16 protein-coding genes and 1 pseudogene are annotated in these 16,689 nt (G+C 63.1%); 3 read left to right on the forward strand and 14 right to left on the reverse strand.

Features of this window, described 5'->3' with window-relative positions; all coding sequences use genetic code 11:
• The 5 genes from VFB05_RS15385 to VFB05_RS15405 all read right to left on the reverse strand — a co-directional run.
• A partial coding sequence (locus VFB05_RS15385) for a K(+)-transporting ATPase subunit C (protein WP_325013591.1) occupies positions 1 to 582 on the reverse strand: 582 nt, incomplete at its 3' end.
• A 12-nt stretch (positions 583 to 594) separates the two neighbouring features.
• Entirely contained in the window at positions 595 to 2,709 is a 2,115-nt protein-coding gene (gene kdpB / locus VFB05_RS15390; RefSeq protein WP_325013592.1) for a potassium-transporting ATPase subunit KdpB, read from the reverse strand.
• A 24-nt stretch (positions 2,710 to 2,733) separates the two neighbouring features.
• A complete protein-coding gene (kdpA, locus tag VFB05_RS15395) occupies positions 2,734 to 4,437 on the reverse strand; it encodes a potassium-transporting ATPase subunit KdpA (protein ID WP_325013593.1) in 1,704 nt (567 codons plus the stop codon).
• Positions 4,438 to 4,452: 15 nt separating this feature from the next.
• A complete protein-coding gene (gene kdpF / locus VFB05_RS15400; protein ID WP_325013594.1) occupies positions 4,453 to 4,542 on the reverse strand; it encodes a K(+)-transporting ATPase subunit F in 90 nt (29 codons plus the stop codon).
• A gap of 11 nt (positions 4,543 to 4,553) precedes the next feature.
• A complete protein-coding gene (locus VFB05_RS15405; RefSeq protein ID WP_325013595.1) occupies positions 4,554 to 4,718 on the reverse strand; it encodes a hypothetical protein in 165 nt (54 codons plus the stop codon).
• A 306-nt stretch (positions 4,719 to 5,024) separates the two neighbouring features.
• Between VFB05_RS15405 and VFB05_RS15410 the strand changes: the two genes are divergently transcribed.
• Positions 5,025 to 5,369: a hypothetical protein gene (locus VFB05_RS15410; protein ID WP_325013596.1), complete on the forward strand. Its 345-nt coding sequence runs from the start codon at positions 5,025 to 5,027 to the stop codon at positions 5,367 to 5,369.
• 572 nt (positions 5,370 to 5,941) lie between these two features.
• Here VFB05_RS15410 and VFB05_RS15415 read toward each other — a convergent pair.
• From VFB05_RS15415 to VFB05_RS15445, 7 genes are all read right to left on the reverse strand, one after another.
• The gene (locus VFB05_RS15415) at positions 5,942 to 6,967 is read right to left on the reverse strand and encodes an IS110 family transposase (RefSeq protein WP_325013597.1); all 1,026 of its coding nucleotides are present in this window, start codon (positions 6,965 to 6,967) and stop codon (positions 5,942 to 5,944) included.
• Between the two features lie 806 nt (positions 6,968 to 7,773).
• Positions 7,774 to 7,974 carry a hypothetical protein gene (locus VFB05_RS15420; RefSeq protein ID WP_325013598.1) on the reverse strand — a complete coding sequence of 67 codons (201 nt, stop codon included), beginning with the start codon at positions 7,972 to 7,974 and terminating at the stop codon, positions 7,774 to 7,776.
• A gap of 133 nt (positions 7,975 to 8,107) precedes the next feature.
• Positions 8,108 to 8,845 carry a nucleotidyl transferase AbiEii/AbiGii toxin family protein gene (locus VFB05_RS15425; protein WP_325013599.1) on the reverse strand — a complete coding sequence of 246 codons (738 nt, stop codon included), beginning with the start codon at positions 8,843 to 8,845 and terminating at the stop codon, positions 8,108 to 8,110.
• On the reverse strand, positions 8,838 to 9,482 hold the full coding sequence (locus tag VFB05_RS15430) for a type IV toxin-antitoxin system AbiEi family antitoxin domain-containing protein (protein WP_325013600.1): 645 nt from the start codon (positions 9,480 to 9,482) through the stop codon (positions 8,838 to 8,840). Before VFB05_RS15430 ends, VFB05_RS15425 begins: the two co-directional genes overlap by 8 nt.
• 475 nt (positions 9,483 to 9,957) lie before the next feature.
• Positions 9,958 to 11,121, reverse strand: a complete 1,164-nt coding sequence (locus VFB05_RS15435) for an MFS transporter (protein ID WP_325013606.1) — start codon at positions 11,119 to 11,121, stop codon at positions 9,958 to 9,960.
• Positions 11,121 to 12,377 (reverse strand): MFS transporter, encoded by a 1,257-nt coding sequence (locus VFB05_RS15440; protein ID WP_325013601.1) that lies wholly within the window; start codon positions 12,375 to 12,377, stop codon positions 11,121 to 11,123. The genes VFB05_RS15435 and VFB05_RS15440 overlap by 1 nt, the downstream gene beginning before the upstream one ends.
• Before the next feature lie 7 nt (positions 12,378 to 12,384).
• On the reverse strand, positions 12,385 to 13,641 hold the full coding sequence (locus VFB05_RS15445; protein ID WP_325013602.1) for an MFS transporter: 1,257 nt from the start codon (positions 13,639 to 13,641) through the stop codon (positions 12,385 to 12,387).
• A 99-nt stretch (positions 13,642 to 13,740) separates the two neighbouring features.
• On the opposite strand from VFB05_RS15445, the gene VFB05_RS15450 reads away from it, so the two are divergent.
• Positions 13,741 to 14,067 (forward strand): metalloregulator ArsR/SmtB family transcription factor, encoded by a 327-nt coding sequence (locus VFB05_RS15450; RefSeq protein ID WP_325013603.1) that lies wholly within the window; start codon positions 13,741 to 13,743, stop codon positions 14,065 to 14,067.
• Between the two features lie 43 nt (positions 14,068 to 14,110).
• A complete protein-coding gene (locus VFB05_RS15455) occupies positions 14,111 to 15,481 on the forward strand; it encodes an NAD(P)-binding domain-containing protein (protein WP_325013604.1) in 1,371 nt (456 codons plus the stop codon).
• Between the two features lie 11 nt (positions 15,482 to 15,492).
• Here the strand turns inward: VFB05_RS15455 and VFB05_RS15460 are convergent, their stop codons facing one another.
• Both VFB05_RS15460 and VFB05_RS15465 read right to left on the reverse strand, forming a co-directional pair.
• Positions 15,493 to 16,332 carry a sulfite exporter TauE/SafE family protein gene (locus VFB05_RS15460; RefSeq protein ID WP_325013605.1) on the reverse strand — a complete coding sequence of 280 codons (840 nt, stop codon included), beginning with the start codon at positions 16,330 to 16,332 and terminating at the stop codon, positions 15,493 to 15,495.
• Positions 16,333 to 16,502: 170 nt separating this feature from the next.
• Positions 16,503 to 16,689: pseudogene (locus VFB05_RS15465) on the reverse strand (MFS transporter); the annotation flags it as partial.

The following is a 16,689-nucleotide window of genomic DNA, read 5'->3' on the forward strand; positions in this document are numbered from 1 at the left end:
CGCAAGGTTGAGCGCCAGCACGTTCACGCGCGGCTCGCCGAGAAGGCCGAAGGTGCGGCCCTCGATGTGCTGATCGACCAGCCGCCGCAGGCGATCTTCGCCGATGCCGCGCGCCTTCGCAACCCGCGGCACCTGGAACAGGGCCGCCGCAGGGGAGATGTGCGGATCGAGGCCGCTGCCCGAAGCGGTGACGAGGTCGGTCGGCACGGTGGCGTCGGGGTTTTCCGCCTTGCGGGCCGCGACGTCGGCCTTGACCCGCTCGATCAGCGCCTTGCTGGTGGGGCCGAGGTTGGAGCCGCCGGAGTTCGCAGCATTGTAGGGCGCATCGACCGTCTTGGAGGCGTCCTTGGGGTCGGGCGCCACCGTCGCCGAGGGCCGGCCGTGAAAGTAGCCGGCCTCGCTGAAGACCTGGCCGATCAGGGACGATCCCACCACCCTGCCGTCGACCTCGACCAGGCTGCCGTTCGCCTGCCGGGGGAACACGACCTGGGCCAGGCCGGTGACGGCCAGCGGATAGATGAGCCCGGTGATGACGGTGAACAGGACGATCAGCGTCACGGCGGGGCGCAAGTGCTCTCTCATGATCTTCACTCCTCAGGCGAGGTGCAGGGCCGTGACCGCGAGGTCGATGGCCTTGATGCCGATGAACGGGATGACGATGCCGCCGAGGCCGTAGACAGCCAGGTTGCGCCGCAGCAGCGGACCGGCGCCGATCGGGCGGTAGGCCACGCCCTTGAGCGCCAGCGGGATCAGCGCGACGATGACGAGCGCGTTGAAGATGATCGCCGACAGGCTGGCGCTCTGCGGCGTCGCCAGGTTCATGATGTTCAGCGCCTGCAGCTGGGGATAGAAGGCGAGGAACATCGCCGGGATGATGGCGAAGTACTTGGCCACGTCGTTGGCGATCGAGAACGTGGTGAGCGCGCCGCGCGTCATCAGCAGCTGCTTGCCGATCTCCACCACCTCGATGAGCTTGGTGGGGTTCGAGTCGAGGTCCACCATATTGCCGGCCTCACGCGCGGCCTGCGTGCCGGTGTTCATGGCCACGCCGACATCGGCCTGCGCCAGAGCGGGGGCATCGTTGGTGCCGTCGCCGCACATGGCCACCAGCTTGCCCTTGGCCTGCTCATCGCGGATGAGCTTCAGCTTGTCCTCGGGCGTGGCCTGGGCGAGGAAGTCGTCCACCCCGGCCTCCGCCGCGATGGCCGCGGCGGTGGTTGGGTTGTCGCCGGTGATCATGATGGTGCGGATGCCCATGCGCCTTAACTCGGCGAAGCGCTCGCGGATGCCTCCCTTGACAATGTCCTTGAGGTGGATGACGCCGAGCAGCTTGCCGTCGCGCGCCACGGCGAGGGGCGTGCCGCCGGATTTGGCGATACCGTCGGCCAGCGCCTGGATATCGCGCGCCGTCTCGGCGCTGACGCCCGGCTTCAGGGCGACGGCGGCGGCACCGCGGCTGGCCGTCTGGTGGCCACCGTTGAGATAGGCCAGGATGGCATCAACCGCGCCCTTGCGGACCGACGTGCTGCCGAACTCCACACCGCTCATGCGAGTCTGTGCCGAGAAAGGTATGAACTTGGCATTGAGCTCGCTCATCTCGCGCCCGCGAATGCCATACTTCCCCTTGGCGAGCACGACGATCGAGCGGCCTTCGGGCGTCTCGTCGGCCAGCGAGGCGAGCTGCGCGGCATCCGCCAACTCCTGCTCACTGACGCTGCGCAGCGGCTTGAACTCGGTCGCCTGCCGGTTGCCGAGCGTGATCGTGCCGGTCTTGTCGAGCAGCAGCGTATCGACGTCTCCCGCCGCCTCGACGGCTCGGCCCGACATGGCCAGCACGTTGAAGCGGACCAGCCGGTCCATACCGGCGATGCCGATCGCCGATAGCAGAGCGCCGATCGTCGTCGGAATGAGCGTCACGAACAGCGCCACCACGATGACGACCGAGATGGGTCCGCCCGCGTAGCTGGCGAAGCTCGGAATGGTCGCGGTGGCGAACGCGAAGATTATGGTCATGCCGACGAGCAGGATATTGAGTGCGATCTCGTTGGGCGTCTTCTGCCGCTCGGCGCCTTCGACCAGCTTGATCATGCGATCGAGGAAGGTGGACCCCGGCGCAGACGTGATGCGCACGCGGATCCAGTCGGAGATGACCTGGGTGCCGCCGGTGACGGCCGAACGGTCGCCGCCGGACTCCCGGATGACCGGCGCCGACTCGCCGGTGATGGCCGCCTCGTTGACCGAGGCCACGCCCTCGACCACCTCGCCATCCGACGGAATCAGGTCGCCGGCCTCCACCAGCACGATGTCGCCGACCTTCAGGCTGGTGCCTGGCACAAGCTTGTAGTCCTTGGAATTGGCGGCGGCGAGCAACTTGGCCTGCGTCTCGGTGCGCGTGCGCCGCAGGGAGTCGGCCTGCGCCTTGCCACGGCCCTCGGCCACTGCTTCCGAGAAGTTGGCGAACAACACGGTGATCCACAGCCACAGGACGATCTGGAACGTGAAGCCCAGGCTGCCGCCGCCTGTGAAGAGATCCCGCAGCAGGATGATGGTCGTCAGGGCCGCCACGATCTCGACCACGAACATCACCGGGTTCTTGATCAGGACACGGGGATCGAGCTTGGCAAACGCCGCGCCGACGGCCGGGACGATGATCCTGGGATCGGCGAGTGCGGACACAGGCATCCGCTTGCGAAGGGTGGAGCTTTCCATGGGTGTTACTCCGAAGTGAAGGTGTCAGAACAGCATCTTCGCTTGCATGGCGAAGTGCTCGACGACGGGCCCAAGGGCAAGCGCCGGGAAGTAGACGAGGCCGCCGATGATGACGATCACGCCGACGAGCAGGCCTACGAACAGGGCGCCGTGCGTCGGAAACGTGCCCGCCGAAGCCGGCACGATCTTCTTGGCGACCAGGGAGCCTGCCATTGCCATCATCGGAATGATGACGAAGTAGCGCCCGACCAGCATCGCCACGCCACCAGTGATGTTGTACCAGAGCGTATTGCCGGTCATGCCCGCAAACGCCGACCCGTTGTTGCCGGTCTGCGAGACGAAGAGGTACAGCGCCTCGCTGAAACCGTGCGGACCAGCGTTGGCCATGCTGGAGACCCCGAAGGGCAGCACGACGGAGGCGGCCGTGAAGCCAAGCATCGACAGCGGCAGGATCAAGATGGCCAGCATGGCCATCTTGACCTCCTTCGCCTCGATCTTCTTGCCGAGGTACTCCGGCGTGCGGCCCACCATGAGGCCGGCCACAAACATGGCGACGACCACCATCAGCAGCATGCCATAGAGGCCGGAGCCCACGCCGCCAAAGATGATCTCGCCCAACATGATGTTGACGAGCGGAACCATGCCGCCGAGTGCGGTGAAGCTGTCGTGCATCGCGTTGACGGAGCCGTTGGAGGCATCGGTGGTCGCCACCGCCCACAACGCGGAGTTGGTAATGCCGAAGCGGACTTCCTTGCCCTCCATGTTGGCCGGATCGAGCCCAAGCGCGGCAAAATGCGGGTTGCCGGCCGCCTCGGCCCAGTAGCAGACGGCGACGCCGACCAGGAACAAGATGGACATCGCCGCGTACAGCGCCCAGCCTTGCCGCTCGTCCTTCACCATGCGCCCGAACGTGTGCGTGAGCGCCGCCGCGATCAGGAGGATGTAGAGCACCTCGAGGAAGTTGCTGAGCGGGGTGGGGTTCTCGTAGGGTACGGAGGAGTTGGCGTTCCAGAAGCCACCGCCATTGGTGCCGAGTTGCTTGATGGCGATCTGTGACGCTGCGGGCCCCTGGCTCAAGGTCTGCTTCGCGCCCTCGAGCGTGGTGGCATCGACGTAGCCGCCCAGGTTCTGCGGCACGCCCTGCCAAACGAGGAAGAGCGCCGCCACGAGAGACAACGGAAGCAGCACATAAAGCGTCGTCCGCGTGAGATCGACCCAGAAATTGCCGACGGTATTGGCCGAGGCGCGTGCAAATGCGCGGATCAGGGCGATGAGCAGGGCAATGCCAGTCGCTGCGGACACGAAGTTCTGCGTCGTGAGAGCCGCCATCTGTGTGAAGTAGCTCATGGTGCTTTCGCCGCCGTAGTTCTGCCAGTTGGTATTGGTGGCGAAGCTGACCGCCGTGTTGAAGGCGAGGTCGGAAGGAACAGCTGACTGGCCTGCCGGGTTGAACGGCAAGAAGTTTTGCAGCCTCTGTATGGCGTAGACGAGCAGGAACCCGGCGGCGTTGAAAATGAGCATCGCCACCGTATAGGTGATCCAGTGCTGCTCGCGCGTTTCGTTCACGCCCGACGCACGATAAAGCAATGTCTCGATCGGCCGCAGCACAGGTGAGAGGAACGTGCGCTCGCCTTCGAACACGCGCGCCATATAGCGGCCGATGGGAACGACGAGCGCAGTGAGCACCGCAAAGTAGATGGCGATTTGAAGCCAGCCATTGAGGGTCATAGGGGTCGCGCCTCTTCAGAACTTCTCAGGCCGCAGCAGGGCGTAGGTGAGATAGATCAGGAGCGCCGCGGTCACGAGGCCTCCCAGGATGTATTCGACGAGCATGGGGCTCTCCCTTAGAGACGGTCGCAGCCGTAGGCGTAGGCGATCGACAGGATGAAGAAGCCGACACAGCCGGCTACCAGGATCACGTCCAACATGACTTGCTCCTCGTGAACTGCGCGCGCTGACGTGCAGTCAGCCGATCGCAAGGGCGCGCGACATTGAGCGCCGTCAAGCAAGCGAGATGCCTCGTCGCACGCGGCGGATACTTGCGCAGCGCGGCATATGAAATCGAGATGGACGCCGGCACTTCCGCATAAAGGCGGCATATAAAAACCGCCGATCCGCATAAGAGAGCAACCAAAAGACCTTCGACATCAGCGGATTGGTCGGATGGCTCACACGCGCCCGCTCAGCGTCTTTCGCGTGTCCTTCATGGAATTCCTATGCCGTCGGGCCCTCCTCCGCCTCGACTCTTGATGCGGGCGCCATGATCTGTCGGATGCGGCCGCAAGCGGCGGCCACGTGATCGAAGGGAGACTGCCATGTCTGCGATTGGCCTCAAGGGTGGGGCCAACCCTGAAGGATGGGTGCCCGCAAAGGCGGTGGGGCTCGCCGCGGTGCTCGGCGCCCTCCTCCTCGCAAGCCTCACAGTGAACACTCTGACGATCGCTGCCGACGGCAAGCGACGGCAGGGCACGTCGAGCACCGCAGAGTGTCAGGCGGTCGGGCTCACTACGCAGCCTCTGGACGGCCGCCACAAGCTGGCTGAGAAGCCCGCATCGGCAGACTTCCACGCCCCATCGCTTCGCTGGCGCCTATCTGGCGGTCGCGGAGGCCGCCTGACGCGGGCTGGCAGCTTCAGCCTTTGCGAAGGCGCGTCGCTGTGAGATGAGAAGCTCCTTCTCTTCTTATTCAGCCTTGTCGATGTCGCGCCGCCCAAGAGCGCTTATCGAGGATATCGAGCGCAGCAGCGCTTGACGCATGGCGTGCGGTACCGCGACGACCGCACGCGCTAGGCGCCACGCAGCTCTTGTTAGGGCACGGTGTGCATCGGCATCGGTGAGTGACCCCACCACTGTGCGCTCAGCACCTATCCGAGTGCTGCTCTCCACAGACGAAGCGCTCGACGGATAACCCCGCAATTACAAGCGCTAGCCGCTGGCAACCTCACGCGAGGGAGGGGTCATGTGTGGACGGCGCCCTCATTGCAAGAGGAATCTGGCGTGCGGCTTGCGGTCGGGTGCAAGTCATGTGTCCGGCCTGTTGATGCGGCCGCATGACGGCTGGCCCTGATGTGATCCGCGGATCGGGTCCCGATCAAAATTCCGGGCTCATAGGCCCACAGACCCCAGACGGGTTTTCCCGATCGACGGCTCGACCGTTTCGCATCACGCCATTATCACCCTCGCAATTGGAATGCGCCCGTCGATGCGATCTCTACCGGTTTATCGGCAGCCCTTTAGACTTTTGCCGCAAGCACCGGCGCTCGATAGCTCTCGCCCTTGGCCAGCACCGCCCATGCGATCCGCGCCATCTTGTTGGCGAGCGCCACCGCCACGACCTTGGCCGGTCGCCGTGCCAGCAGATGCATTAGCCAGGGATGCTTGTCAGGATGGGCGCGTGTGTGCCGTATGACCGCCGTCGCCCCGACCACAAGCAGCCGGCGCAGGTAGCGATCGCCCTGCTTGGAGATCGACCCCAGCCGCTCCTTGCCACCGCTGGAGTTCTGCCTCGGCACCAAGCCGATCCAGGCCGCGAACTCGCGTCCCGACTTGAAGACCCCGGCATCAGGCACGCTGGCGGCAATCGCTGTCGCACCGATCACGCCGATGCCAGGTATCGTCTCCAGCCGCCGGCTCGCATCGTTTGATCGATGCTCGGCATGAATGTGGCGCTCGATGCCTCCGATCTGCGGGCCAAGCGCATCCAATTGGTCGAGCAGGGCGTGCAAAGCCTTACGCGCCAGATCCGGGATGTGGCTCTCCTCATCCCTCACGATGCCAATCAAACTCGTCAGCCCGTCGCGGCCTTGCGCGGCGACCAGACCGAGCTCGGCCAAATGCGCGCGCATCGCATTGATCAACTGCGTGCGCTGCCGCACCAAGAGATCGCGCGTCCGGTGCAGCATCAGCAGGGCTTGCTGCTCGGCGCTCTTGATGGCAACGAAGCGCATGCTCGGTCGCGTCACTGCCTCGCAGATCGCGGCTGCATCAGCAGCATCGTTCTTGCCGCGCTTGACGTACGCCTTCACATAGCTCGCCGGCCTCAGTCGCACTGCGTGGCCGAGCGCCTCGAGCTCGCGCGCCCAGTGGTGCGATGTGGCACAGGCCTCCATGCCGATCAGGCAGCGCGGCAATCTCTCAAACAGCGGCAGGACCTGCGAGCGCCGCAGCTTCTTCGTGATCGCTACCTTCCCAGTCGCGTCGACGCCGTGGACCTGAAACACGTTCTTGGCCAGATCAATGCCGATCGTGGTAACCTGCATGTGGACGGCCCCCTCATGTGATTCGTTAGATGACGATCACCCTATGGCACCTCGATGCCGCGAGCGGGCGCCGTCCACCTCATCAAAATTGGACGCCGATCGGGGGTCTATGTTGGGTGCTGTTTGACACTTGGCCATCTGTCTCGCCCCCAAGGGAATAGATGCCCTTGTTCGTAGGGCCGATGACAAGCCGCAATGGATCGACCCCATTTGCTTCATCAGATCGGATCGAAAGGCCGTGACGTTTTTTATCAGTGAACTCGCGATGCGGGTGGCACAACTCTTGGACTCGGCCAGAGAAGCATGCAGCGAACATGGCTTGTATCTCTCCTCCATGTTCGATGACGCGTAACGCCGTTCCCGGCAAGGCGCACTGCCTGGGTCACGGGTAACGTCTCTTAAGGTACCGCTGAAAGGTCATGCCTGTGAATCGGCCAGCGCCTGACACATCGATCGGCGCCGAAAATCGACCCCCGCGTCGAAGCCCTCCGCTGCTGCGCTACGCTGCGCAGCTCCGGCCTTCGACGCGCGCTACACCATCGACGAGAGGGGTCTCGATTGCACGCCGCTTAGGGGTGAAGATTCCGCGCCGATTGACACTTCTTGGACACCCACCCCGATTGGCGGGCGTCAAAAGACGCCCTGATCCGCCGGATGCGCCCCCATGGCCCTGACTTCCCTCAGCTTATGCGCGAGCTCTGGGATCATGCCCTCAAAATCCACCGCCAGGTCGGTCGCGATTGCGAGCCGCAGCTTGGATAGCTTGACACCTCCGAGCCCTTCCCGAACATAGCTGCCTTACCTGGTTAGGGACGCTGGCCGTGTACTGCCATCCCGAGCAGATCACGATCGAGCCTGTCAAGCACCGGCAGCGCTGCGCAATGATCACTGATCTCGGTCATACGAGCGATCAGATCCTGGCCGGAAAGCCGTTTGCGCGGGTGTAGCGCGACGCTGACCGCTTCTGCTTTGCCGCGATGGCCTCTTGTCGGCAACGACTCAGGCACGCCTCCTACTTCTTGATAGCCTTCGCGGCAGCAGCGTGCGGCATGAGAAATTCTGCCAGTTCTTCGATAACCGTCGCCAAGGGATCGGCCTTGGCTTCAATGCCCTTTGGCGAAGGCCGCCCATTGTTGCTGCTTATCCTTGTCCTCCGCGAAGTCCTGCGTCAGCGCGTCGGGTGGCTCGGCCGGAAATCTCCGTCTTGCGGCGTGCGAAGGTTGCGGCAATAGCGCGGGCGAGGCGGTCATCTTTGAATGCATAGGCTCGTGACAGCAGCAGCAGGTCGTGCAGGTCTTTCATCCGGCTGTTGGCGCGGCCAAACAGAACCATCGCATGGAACTTTTCCGCGACAACGGTTTCGGGCGGATAGGCATGCAGTCTCGGCTTCGGCAGGTCAAGAAGAACAGGCAATTCCAAATTGGTGGCCTCGACCGCATCCCCAAAACCGATGTCGATTACGACCCGCACGCGTGCGCTATCAACACTGGCGCTGGTCTTGATGCGAAGCCCTCCATACTCCAGGTCTTCACGATTGCGCTCAACCTCGAATGCGCCCGCATCGTAGACCACGCCGTCGTCCAGCTTAATTTGGGAGAGCTCCTTGAGCACGGTGATAATCCCCTGCGGTTCGGGGTCGCCAAAGCCGAGCAGGTGGATGTCGCGCGTGGGGCGCAAAGGATCGTCGAACCAAGCCGTCAACAACATGGCCCCTTTCAGCACAAAGCGGTCGCGATGCTTGCTGATGCTGAGCCGATAGAGCAATCGCTCGAGCACGTAACGTGTGAGCAGCAGATCGAAGGGCTGATTGCGCTCCTTGGCAAGCGTGAGGAGCCGCGCGCGTACCGAGGCCCCCATGTTTTGGACCGGCTTAGCCATTGGCGGTCATCGCCGTGAGATAGGGCTGCACGACCTTCCATATCCCGGTCTCGGTTGCGTAACGCGCAATGTCAGACGGGCTGACCTTGCGCGTGCGCAGCGCTTCGCGCAGGCCTTCAAGAGCGAGATTGAGGCCAGGGCTTCGCTGGTAGCGTTTGCCCGCGCGCTGCCGGTAGCGGAAGAGATCGATGACGGTGCGGGCCGGGTCGGTGATGCGGACCCGCACACCCTCGATGCGATGCTCTTTCACACCAGAACGCAGCAGCTTGTCGGGAAAGCGAACAAATTGGAGCGGCGGATGCGACGTCTCAGGCCTGCGGTCCTTGGAGCCGATAGCCATCCACACGCGTCCCGGAACAGCGTCGGTGAGTTCGTGAAAGGCGAGCGCGGAAACCAGGCAAACCACGCCCTTTGGCACCAGCTTGGCAGCCTCGGCCAGCGAGTGGTTGGCATCGAGCGACGCATCAGGCAGCTGATAAAGACCGCGGGCAAGGCGCGTGATCAGGCCTTGGCGCTCCATGCGAGACACGGTGGCTGCCGTAATCCCGGCGTCCACAAGTTCCGAAAGGCGAGCCATGCCTCGCTGCTTGAGCACGGCGACGGCCCGATCCTGCTGGCGTTCTGAGATCGCGTTCATGCGTCGGAGCATGATACAAATCGTCGGATATGCCAATGATGTACCCGACGTTTCATATCATCATCGAAATGAGCCTGCGAGCTGATGCTTGGCGTCAGAAACACAAGAACATAACAGGAATTCTGAACATCGTCCGTGTGCCATCCATGTGCCATGGAGAAAAAATTTGTAGCCGTTCAGAATAGATGGAAAAAACCACATCAAGCCTTTGATATACCTGCGCTTTCCATGGAAATAGGCCGAAACTGGTGGGACTGTTCCGTAACGGAAGAGAGACAATTTTATAAGTTACTGATTTTGATGGGGAAAAATTGGTTGCGGGGGCCTGCATCACTCGGTACCGAATCGCGCCGCCTCTCGAGAAGATCATTTTCAGGCTCGCTCCGTGAGGGGTCTCGATGTGACTATGGGCGACGAACACGACGGGCCGACATCCGGCAGCTTGAAGCGATGGTTATTCACTACGGTGAAATGGTCAACGGGAAGGCGTTGTGCGGGACATCCGCAACTTGCACAGGCCCATGAGCGCTGCGAGGCTCAACGCTGATGAGAAAACAAGCACGCCTGCTCCGTACCAGTCGATCAGGATGCCGAACAGCAAGGGCGCTGCGGCCATCGCGACGCGCGATGGCGCGCCAAGCAGGCCAAGCCGATAGCCATAGTTGTCGGGGCCGAACATGGCCAGCGGAACGCTTCCGCGCGCGATCGTTAGAATTCCACTGCCGGCACCGTGCAACACCGTGAATGGGGCAGATGCCGCGGCGGCGCCGAACACCGCCAGGATGCCGGCACCGATCGGATGCAAGGCCACAGAGATCCTGGCCGAAACCATCGGATGAAAGCGTCTAAGTAAGCTCGCTTCCAGGATGCGCGCCCCGACCTGCGAGGGGCCGATCAAAGCTCCCGCCGCAACCGCTTGTACGGTTGTTGCGCCAGCCGCCTCCAGCATGCGCGGCAGGTGCACCGCCATGGCAGCGACAACCATCCACGACGCCGCAAACGCCAGGCCGAGGATGATCATCGTCCGATCCAAGGCTACATGAGCCTTTCCGTTGTCGTCGCGCGAGGTAGCCACAGTCGCGGGCTTCGGCAGAAGTAAATTCAAGGGCAGGCCGAGGACAATGTGTGCGGCCGCCCAAGCCATGCAGGTCTCCCGCCAGCCGAGCGCGCTTGCGCCCCAAGCGCTCAAAGGCCATCCGACCGTGCTGGCAAACCCCGCGACGAGCGTGATGCCGGTGATGGCGGAACGCGCTTCGAGACCATAGATGCGGCCGAGCGCAGCAAACGCCGTGTCATATAGGCCGATGCCCATGCCGACGCCCAGGACGAGCCAGGCGGCCCATAGCGTCGGCTGCGAATGGGCAAATGAAAGCAGTGCGAGCCCGGCGGCGATGATCACATTGGAGAAGGCGAGCACTTCGCGTCCGCCGATGGCGTCGACAGTTCGACCCGCACGCGGTCCGACCAGTGCCGAGATGACGAGCGCGGCAGAGAACGCAGCGAAGAACCAGGTGCTGGACATTCCGAGGTCTTCGGCAATGGGATCAGCAAGGATGGCCGGCAGATAATAGCTCGAAGCCCACGCCAGGGTCTGCGTGCTGCCGAGCAGCATGATCACCGCCAGGCGGTTGTTGCCGATCATGCCCGTGTCGCCAGGCGGTCGCTCGCGCGCACCTGAGCCCCTTCATACCATCGCGACATGAGCTCGATCGCTGCCCAGGTCGCAAGCGAGCAGCCGAGCAGCGCGTAAAGCGAAGTTTGCCAGCCGAACTGGTCGACCAGCAGCGCGAAGATGGCGGGCGAGAACGCGTTGACCAGCAGGATGGGTGTCGCGATCAGGCCCAATACCTCGCCGTAACCTTTGGCTCCGAACAACGCCAGAGGGACGGCGCCCCGCACGATCGTGATGACGCCCTGCGAGGCGCCGAGCAGAAGCGTGAAGGCGACGAGCAGCCACAGCTCTCCTCGTGCGAAGAAGAGAAGCACCAGGGAGACGGGCACAACGCCAATTGCGATACGGGCGATGGTCATGGCCTTCAGGTTGCGCCCAAAGAAAATCTCGACCACGCGTCCTGCGAACTGCCCGTGTCCTTTCAGCGATGCCACCCACACTGCTGTCGCGCCGACGAGGCCAGCCGACTCGAGCATGGGCACGAGCTGCAGCGATATGACGCCGAACACGAATCCATTGATTGACATGATCAGTGCGAAGAGGACGATGCCGACGACACGCATGCGTCCTTCGAGTGTTGGTCCGTCCGGCGAGGACGCGGCCACTGCCGCAGGCGCCGCCTCTTCCGCGTTCTCATGCCGCGAGAGGCCGAGCCAGTTGAGCGGCAGGCAAACGGCGAGGTTGATCGCAGCGAAGATAGCGAGCGTGCCGCGCCAGCCATAGGCTTGGTTTAGGTAGTGACCGATGACCCAGAACACGGTGGAGGCATAGGCTCCATAGAGGGTGAGATACGAGATGGCCTTGCGACCGCGCGTTGGGGCAACCTGAACGAGCGCGGCAAACGCCGCGTCGTAGAGGCTGCAGCGCATTCCGACACCGACGACGGCCCAAACCGCGAGGTAGGTTACATGATCGTTTACTTGTGACAGCGCGAGCAGGCTCCCCGACAGAATGATCGTGCCGATCGACATGACGGCGCGCGCGCCCAAACGGTCGATAAGTCGACCGACCCATGTCGAGATCAGGCCCATGACAATCAGGGCGACGCTGAAACCGAGAAAGACTGTGGTCATTGTCCATCCGGTCTCGGCGGCAATCGGCTTCGCCAGCACGCCGAGACAGTAGAAGCTCGTGCCCCAGGCCGTGATCTGCGTGATCCCGAGCGCATTGACGGCGACGACCATGGGGTCGATCCGTCCGCGGCTTTCTGTTCTCTGCTGCATCCTAGGATCACCGACGCTTGCTGTTGTCGCCCTCGAGCTCACGCGGGCGAATCAGCCAGAACGTGACGAGGGCAATGGCCATTAAGACTGCTACCGCGAGGAACGACATGCCCCACCCGGTTGGCGACATCCCGCCCGAGAGGTCGAGGATCAAGCCGACCAGCAGCGGGCCGACGAAGCCACCCGCGTAACCGAGCATGGAATGCACGGCCAGCGTGGCGCCGCGCCGCGACGGTTCGGCAGTACCGGCCGTTCCCGCGGTAAGCGAAGAGGAATCGAGCCAGATGACGATGCCGTAGAGCGTGATGAGCACTGCTGCGATGGCATAGGACATGGGGCCGACAAAGCCGATGATCCCACCGATCAGGATCGATGCCAGCATGGCGGACATCACGAGGCGTTTACGGCCGAAGCGAATGGCGGCCTCGTTGCCAGCAACGCTCGCAAACGTGCCAATGAGGCCCAAACCAGTGGCAATGATGGCAGGCGACAGGATGGACGCTGCGCTTGTTCCCGTCGTCACCGCGACGTAGCCAAGGAATGCTACGCCCCAACCGCGCAGCGCGCTCATCTCCAGCGTGTGTATGCAGTAAGCGATGGCGTAGGCCATGGCCGAGCTGTTGCGAAACACCGGTCGAAAGTCATAGAGCCCTTGTCCGTCCTTCGCAGGCGCGGGAGGCTTCAACTGAGGGGGAACGATCAGCGCGACCATGAGCCACGCCACAGTTGCGCTGATGCCTGCGGCGAGAAAAGCCGCGGGCCAGCCGGCGGCAGCGGCGATGAGATCGCCGCATGCAAACGAGAGCGCCCCGGAGATGCCGATGCTGGCCGCGTGGCCTGCGGTGGCTCGCGACATCATCTTGGCATCAACGCGATCGGCCAGCAGCTTGAGACCGGTCATATATGTTCCGGCCCAGCCCATGCCCGTGAGCGCGCGCAGGGCGAGGGCCGACCAGAAACCTTCCGCCAGAAGGCCGAACAGCAAGTGTCCGGCTATGGTCGCGCCAACGCCGAAGAGGTAAACGCGTTTCGGGTCAACGCGGTCGGTCAGCGTGACGAGCACCGGCACCGAAATCATGTAGGCGCCATAGAAGCTCGCCGTGATCCAGCCTGCCTCGCTGTTGGAAAGCTGCCAGAGCGGCATCATGCTCGGCAGGAGCGCTGGCCAGAAGAATGCACCAATTTGCACAAGCACCTGCGCAGCGCAGACCAGGCCAACCAACTTGGCGGGCGTTCGCGCAAATGTCGCAACACGGGCTGGCATGACTGGGGTATTCCAACGAAGGGTTTGTTCCAATATCATATTTCTATCGTGCTAGAAATACCATTGACGCCACATCCACACAATGATAGTGAGATGCGCATGAAGATCGGTGAAGCGGCACAGCGTCTCGAGGCCCTCGGTAATCCGACGCGGCTCAAGATATACCGCATGCTGGTGCGTGCGGGTGATCCGGGGCTGCCGGTTGGGAAGCTGCAGAGCCGGCTGTCGATCCCTGGTTCGACGCTTTCCCATCACTTGAAGACGCTCATCATCGTCGGGCTCGTCAGCCAGGAGCGCGACGCCACAACTCTGATTTGCCGTGCGAACTATCCGGTCATGCGCAGTCTGGTCGAGTTTCTGGTGGCGGAGTGCTGCACGGAGGCGGACTGCAACTCGCTGCGCCAGCAGACCGACACCGCCGCTTAGTCAATTTGCGTGCTATTTCTATAAACCCAGAAGGATAGATGTAATGTCGAGCCCCCAGAAGACCATCGCAATCATCGGCGGAGGACCAGTCGGTCTCGCTGCTGCTGCGCATGCGCTGGAGCGCGATCTCACGCCGATCATCCTGGAGGCGGGCAACCAGGTGGGGCAGGCCGTGCGCGAGTGGTCGCATGTGCGCATGTTCTCGCCGTGGACCTACAATGTCGACAAGGCGGCTGAACGGTTGCTGCGACAGGAGGGGTGGAACGCGCCGGACCCCGATCACTATCCGACCGGCGCGGAGCTGGTGGAGCATTACCTGGAACCGCTGGCGACGCGCACGCCTCTCAGCAAGCACATTCGCACCAATGCCCGCGCTGTTTCCGTGGGGCGGATCGGGTTCGACAAGGTCAAGACCGACGGTCGTGAACGCGCTCCGTTCGAAGTGCGCTATCAGAACGGCAAAGGCCCTCAGACTGTACGTGCCGATGCCGTGATTGACGCGTCGGGAACGTGGCGCACGCCCAATCCCGCTGGCAGCAACGGCCTTGCGGCAATAGGCGAGATGGAGCACGCGAGCCTGATCGCTTACGGCATGCCGGACGTGCTGGGTGGCCAGCGCTACCGCTACGCGGGAAAGGTAGTGGCCGTGCTTGGCGCAGGGCATTCTGCTGTCGGCACCATTCTCGACCTGGCGAAGCTGAAAGAGGCCGAGCCGTTGACGCAGATTGTCTGGCTCCTGCGGAGCGATAGCCCCGAAAAGTCATTCGGTGGCGGCGCCAACGACAAGCTCGCGGCCCGCGGTGAGCTCGGCAGGGTGTTCCGACAGTTGATCGCTTCGGGCGGCGTGCGCGTCGAGACCGGCTTCCGCCTGACCCATATTACGGCGACTGGCACAGGACTTCGGTTGGGCGCAGGATCGGCCTGTTGCGGCCGTCACGTCGAAGTTGAAGAGCTGATCGTGTCGACCGGTTTCCGGCCCGATTTGTCCTTCCTGCGTGAGCTACGCATCTCACTCGATCCGGCGCTCGAGTGCCCTTTCATGCTGGCACCGCTGATCGACCCCAACGAGCACAGCTGCGGCACGGTGCGGCCACATGGTGCGCGCGAGCTGGCGCAGCCTGAGCCCGGCTTCTACTTCGCCGGCATGAAATCGTATGGTCGCGCACCCACGTTTCTCATGATGACCGGGTATGAGCAGGTGCGCTCGATCATCGCCGACATCGTCGGCGATAAGGAAGCGGCAGAGCGCGTCGAACTGGTTCTGCCCGAAACCGGGGTATGCAGCCGCCCCCTTACAAATGGAGCAGAAGCAGAGGGATGTTGTGGCGGGCCGGCTCCGGTCGAGGTCGATGCCTGCTGCAAGCAGGATGCAGAGGCGAAGGCCGCCGGAGCCAAGGGCTGCGGGTGCTCATGATCCTTTACGCTTCATTCCGGCTTGACGGCAGTGTCGTCCTGCTTCCGCCAGAGCTTGAGTGCGGATATCGCCAATATTGCCGCCAGAACGAGGCGTAGGGCATCGGTGGGTGCCCATGCGGCTAGGTAGCCACCGAGCATGGCCCCAACAGCTGAGCCGATGGCCATCGGCAGTACCAGATAGACCAGCAGCGACTGCGAGCGGTAGTGGCCCGTGAGCCAATGGCGGGCTACGCCCGTCAGCACCACCGGAATGCTGATGAGCACGCTTGCCGTACCCGCTGTCCGTATGTCGGCGCCGAAGATGAGCATCAGAATAGGAATGATGAACTCGCCGCCGGCAACGCCCAGTAGGCTGGAGATAGCGCCCACGACCAACCCAGACGCGATTGCAACATGAGGGCGCCATGCAGAATCGGCGGCCAGAAGCGACCACACCGTACCGTGCATCAAGGTTTCGGCGACAAGAAGGACGGCGGTGACCAATAGCAACACCGCGATCACAGCCATCATGCGCGCTTTTGGAATGCTGCGCAGATAGCCCGCACCCAGCCAGGCGGCAACAATGCCGCCTAGTAGCATGCCTGCGATCTCAACCTGGAAATCGGCAACGCTGGTAGTGTGCACGAAACTCAGGCGCGCAACGGCGGACATACCGAGGGTTGCGAGACTGATCAGGAGATTGGTGCGCACCGCTCGGTGCGGAAAAAGCGCGAAAATGCCGATCAGGATGGGAAGGCGGAACTCAGCACCGCCGAGGCCGATTAGGCCGCCCAGGATCGCCACGGCAGCACCGGCAAACGCTGCCGCCAGAGGGCGGCGGATGGGATATAGGCGCTCGGTCGTGATCACCGTCTTCACCTTGCAGGATGACGTCTAGGGTTCGTCCGTAGACCGCGGGCAGGTTAGCCGAAGGCGAAACGAGGCGGGAGATCTTCACACCAGGCCGACGCCGGTCAGTGGCTTTGCGGTCCCAACGTGAACCGCCAGACGATCGCTCGACGTGTTTCCATGAGCACCCGTCAAGCCGGCTGATTGGCCACAACGGAAGCGTTGGCAGAGGCCGGCAGCAGCAGTGTGATGAGCCAGCACAGCGCCAACATGACGGCCGAGCCGACAAGGCATCCTGTCATGCCGCCGAGCTGATACAGGAGGCCCGAAAGCAGCGTGCCCATGAGCCGCCCGCTCGCATTGGCCGCGTAGTAGAAC

The organism is Bradyrhizobium sp., from assembly GCF_035652035.1.
Lineage (GTDB): Bacteria > Pseudomonadota > Alphaproteobacteria > Rhizobiales > Xanthobacteraceae > Bradyrhizobium.

What these genes read in the sequence shown, in the direction of transcription:
- kdpB (WP_325013592.1), bottom strand. Translation starts at nt 2,709, where the DNA reads ATGGAAAGCTCCACCCTTCGCAAGCGGATGCCTGTGTCCGCACTCGCC.
- VFB05_RS15410 (WP_325013596.1), top strand. Translation starts at nt 5,025, where the DNA reads ATGTCTGCGATTGGCCTCAAGGGTGGGGCCAACCCTGAAGGATGGGTG.
- VFB05_RS15430 (WP_325013600.1), bottom strand. Translation starts at nt 9,482, where the DNA reads ATGAACGCGATCTCAGAACGCCAGCAGGATCGGGCCGTCGCCGTGCTC.
- VFB05_RS15425 (WP_325013599.1), bottom strand. Translation starts at nt 8,845, where the DNA reads ATGGCTAAGCCGGTCCAAAACATGGGGGCCTCGGTACGCGCGCGGCTC.
- VFB05_RS15445 (WP_325013602.1), bottom strand. Translation starts at nt 13,641, where the DNA reads ATGCCAGCCCGTGTTGCGACATTTGCGCGAACGCCCGCCAAGTTGGTT.
- kdpA (WP_325013593.1), bottom strand. Translation starts at nt 4,437, where the DNA reads ATGACCCTCAATGGCTGGCTTCAAATCGCCATCTACTTTGCGGTGCTC.
- VFB05_RS15455 (WP_325013604.1), top strand. Translation starts at nt 14,111, where the DNA reads ATGTCGAGCCCCCAGAAGACCATCGCAATCATCGGCGGAGGACCAGTC.
- VFB05_RS15415 (WP_325013597.1), bottom strand. Translation starts at nt 6,967, where the DNA reads ATGCAGGTTACCACGATCGGCATTGATCTGGCCAAGAACGTGTTTCAG.
- kdpF (WP_325013594.1), bottom strand. Translation starts at nt 4,542, where the DNA reads ATGCTCGTCGAATACATCCTGGGAGGCCTCGTGACCGCGGCGCTCCTG.
- VFB05_RS15440 (WP_325013601.1), bottom strand. Translation starts at nt 12,377, where the DNA reads ATGCAGCAGAGAACAGAAAGCCGCGGACGGATCGACCCCATGGTCGTC.
- VFB05_RS15450 (WP_325013603.1), top strand. Translation starts at nt 13,741, where the DNA reads ATGAAGATCGGTGAAGCGGCACAGCGTCTCGAGGCCCTCGGTAATCCG.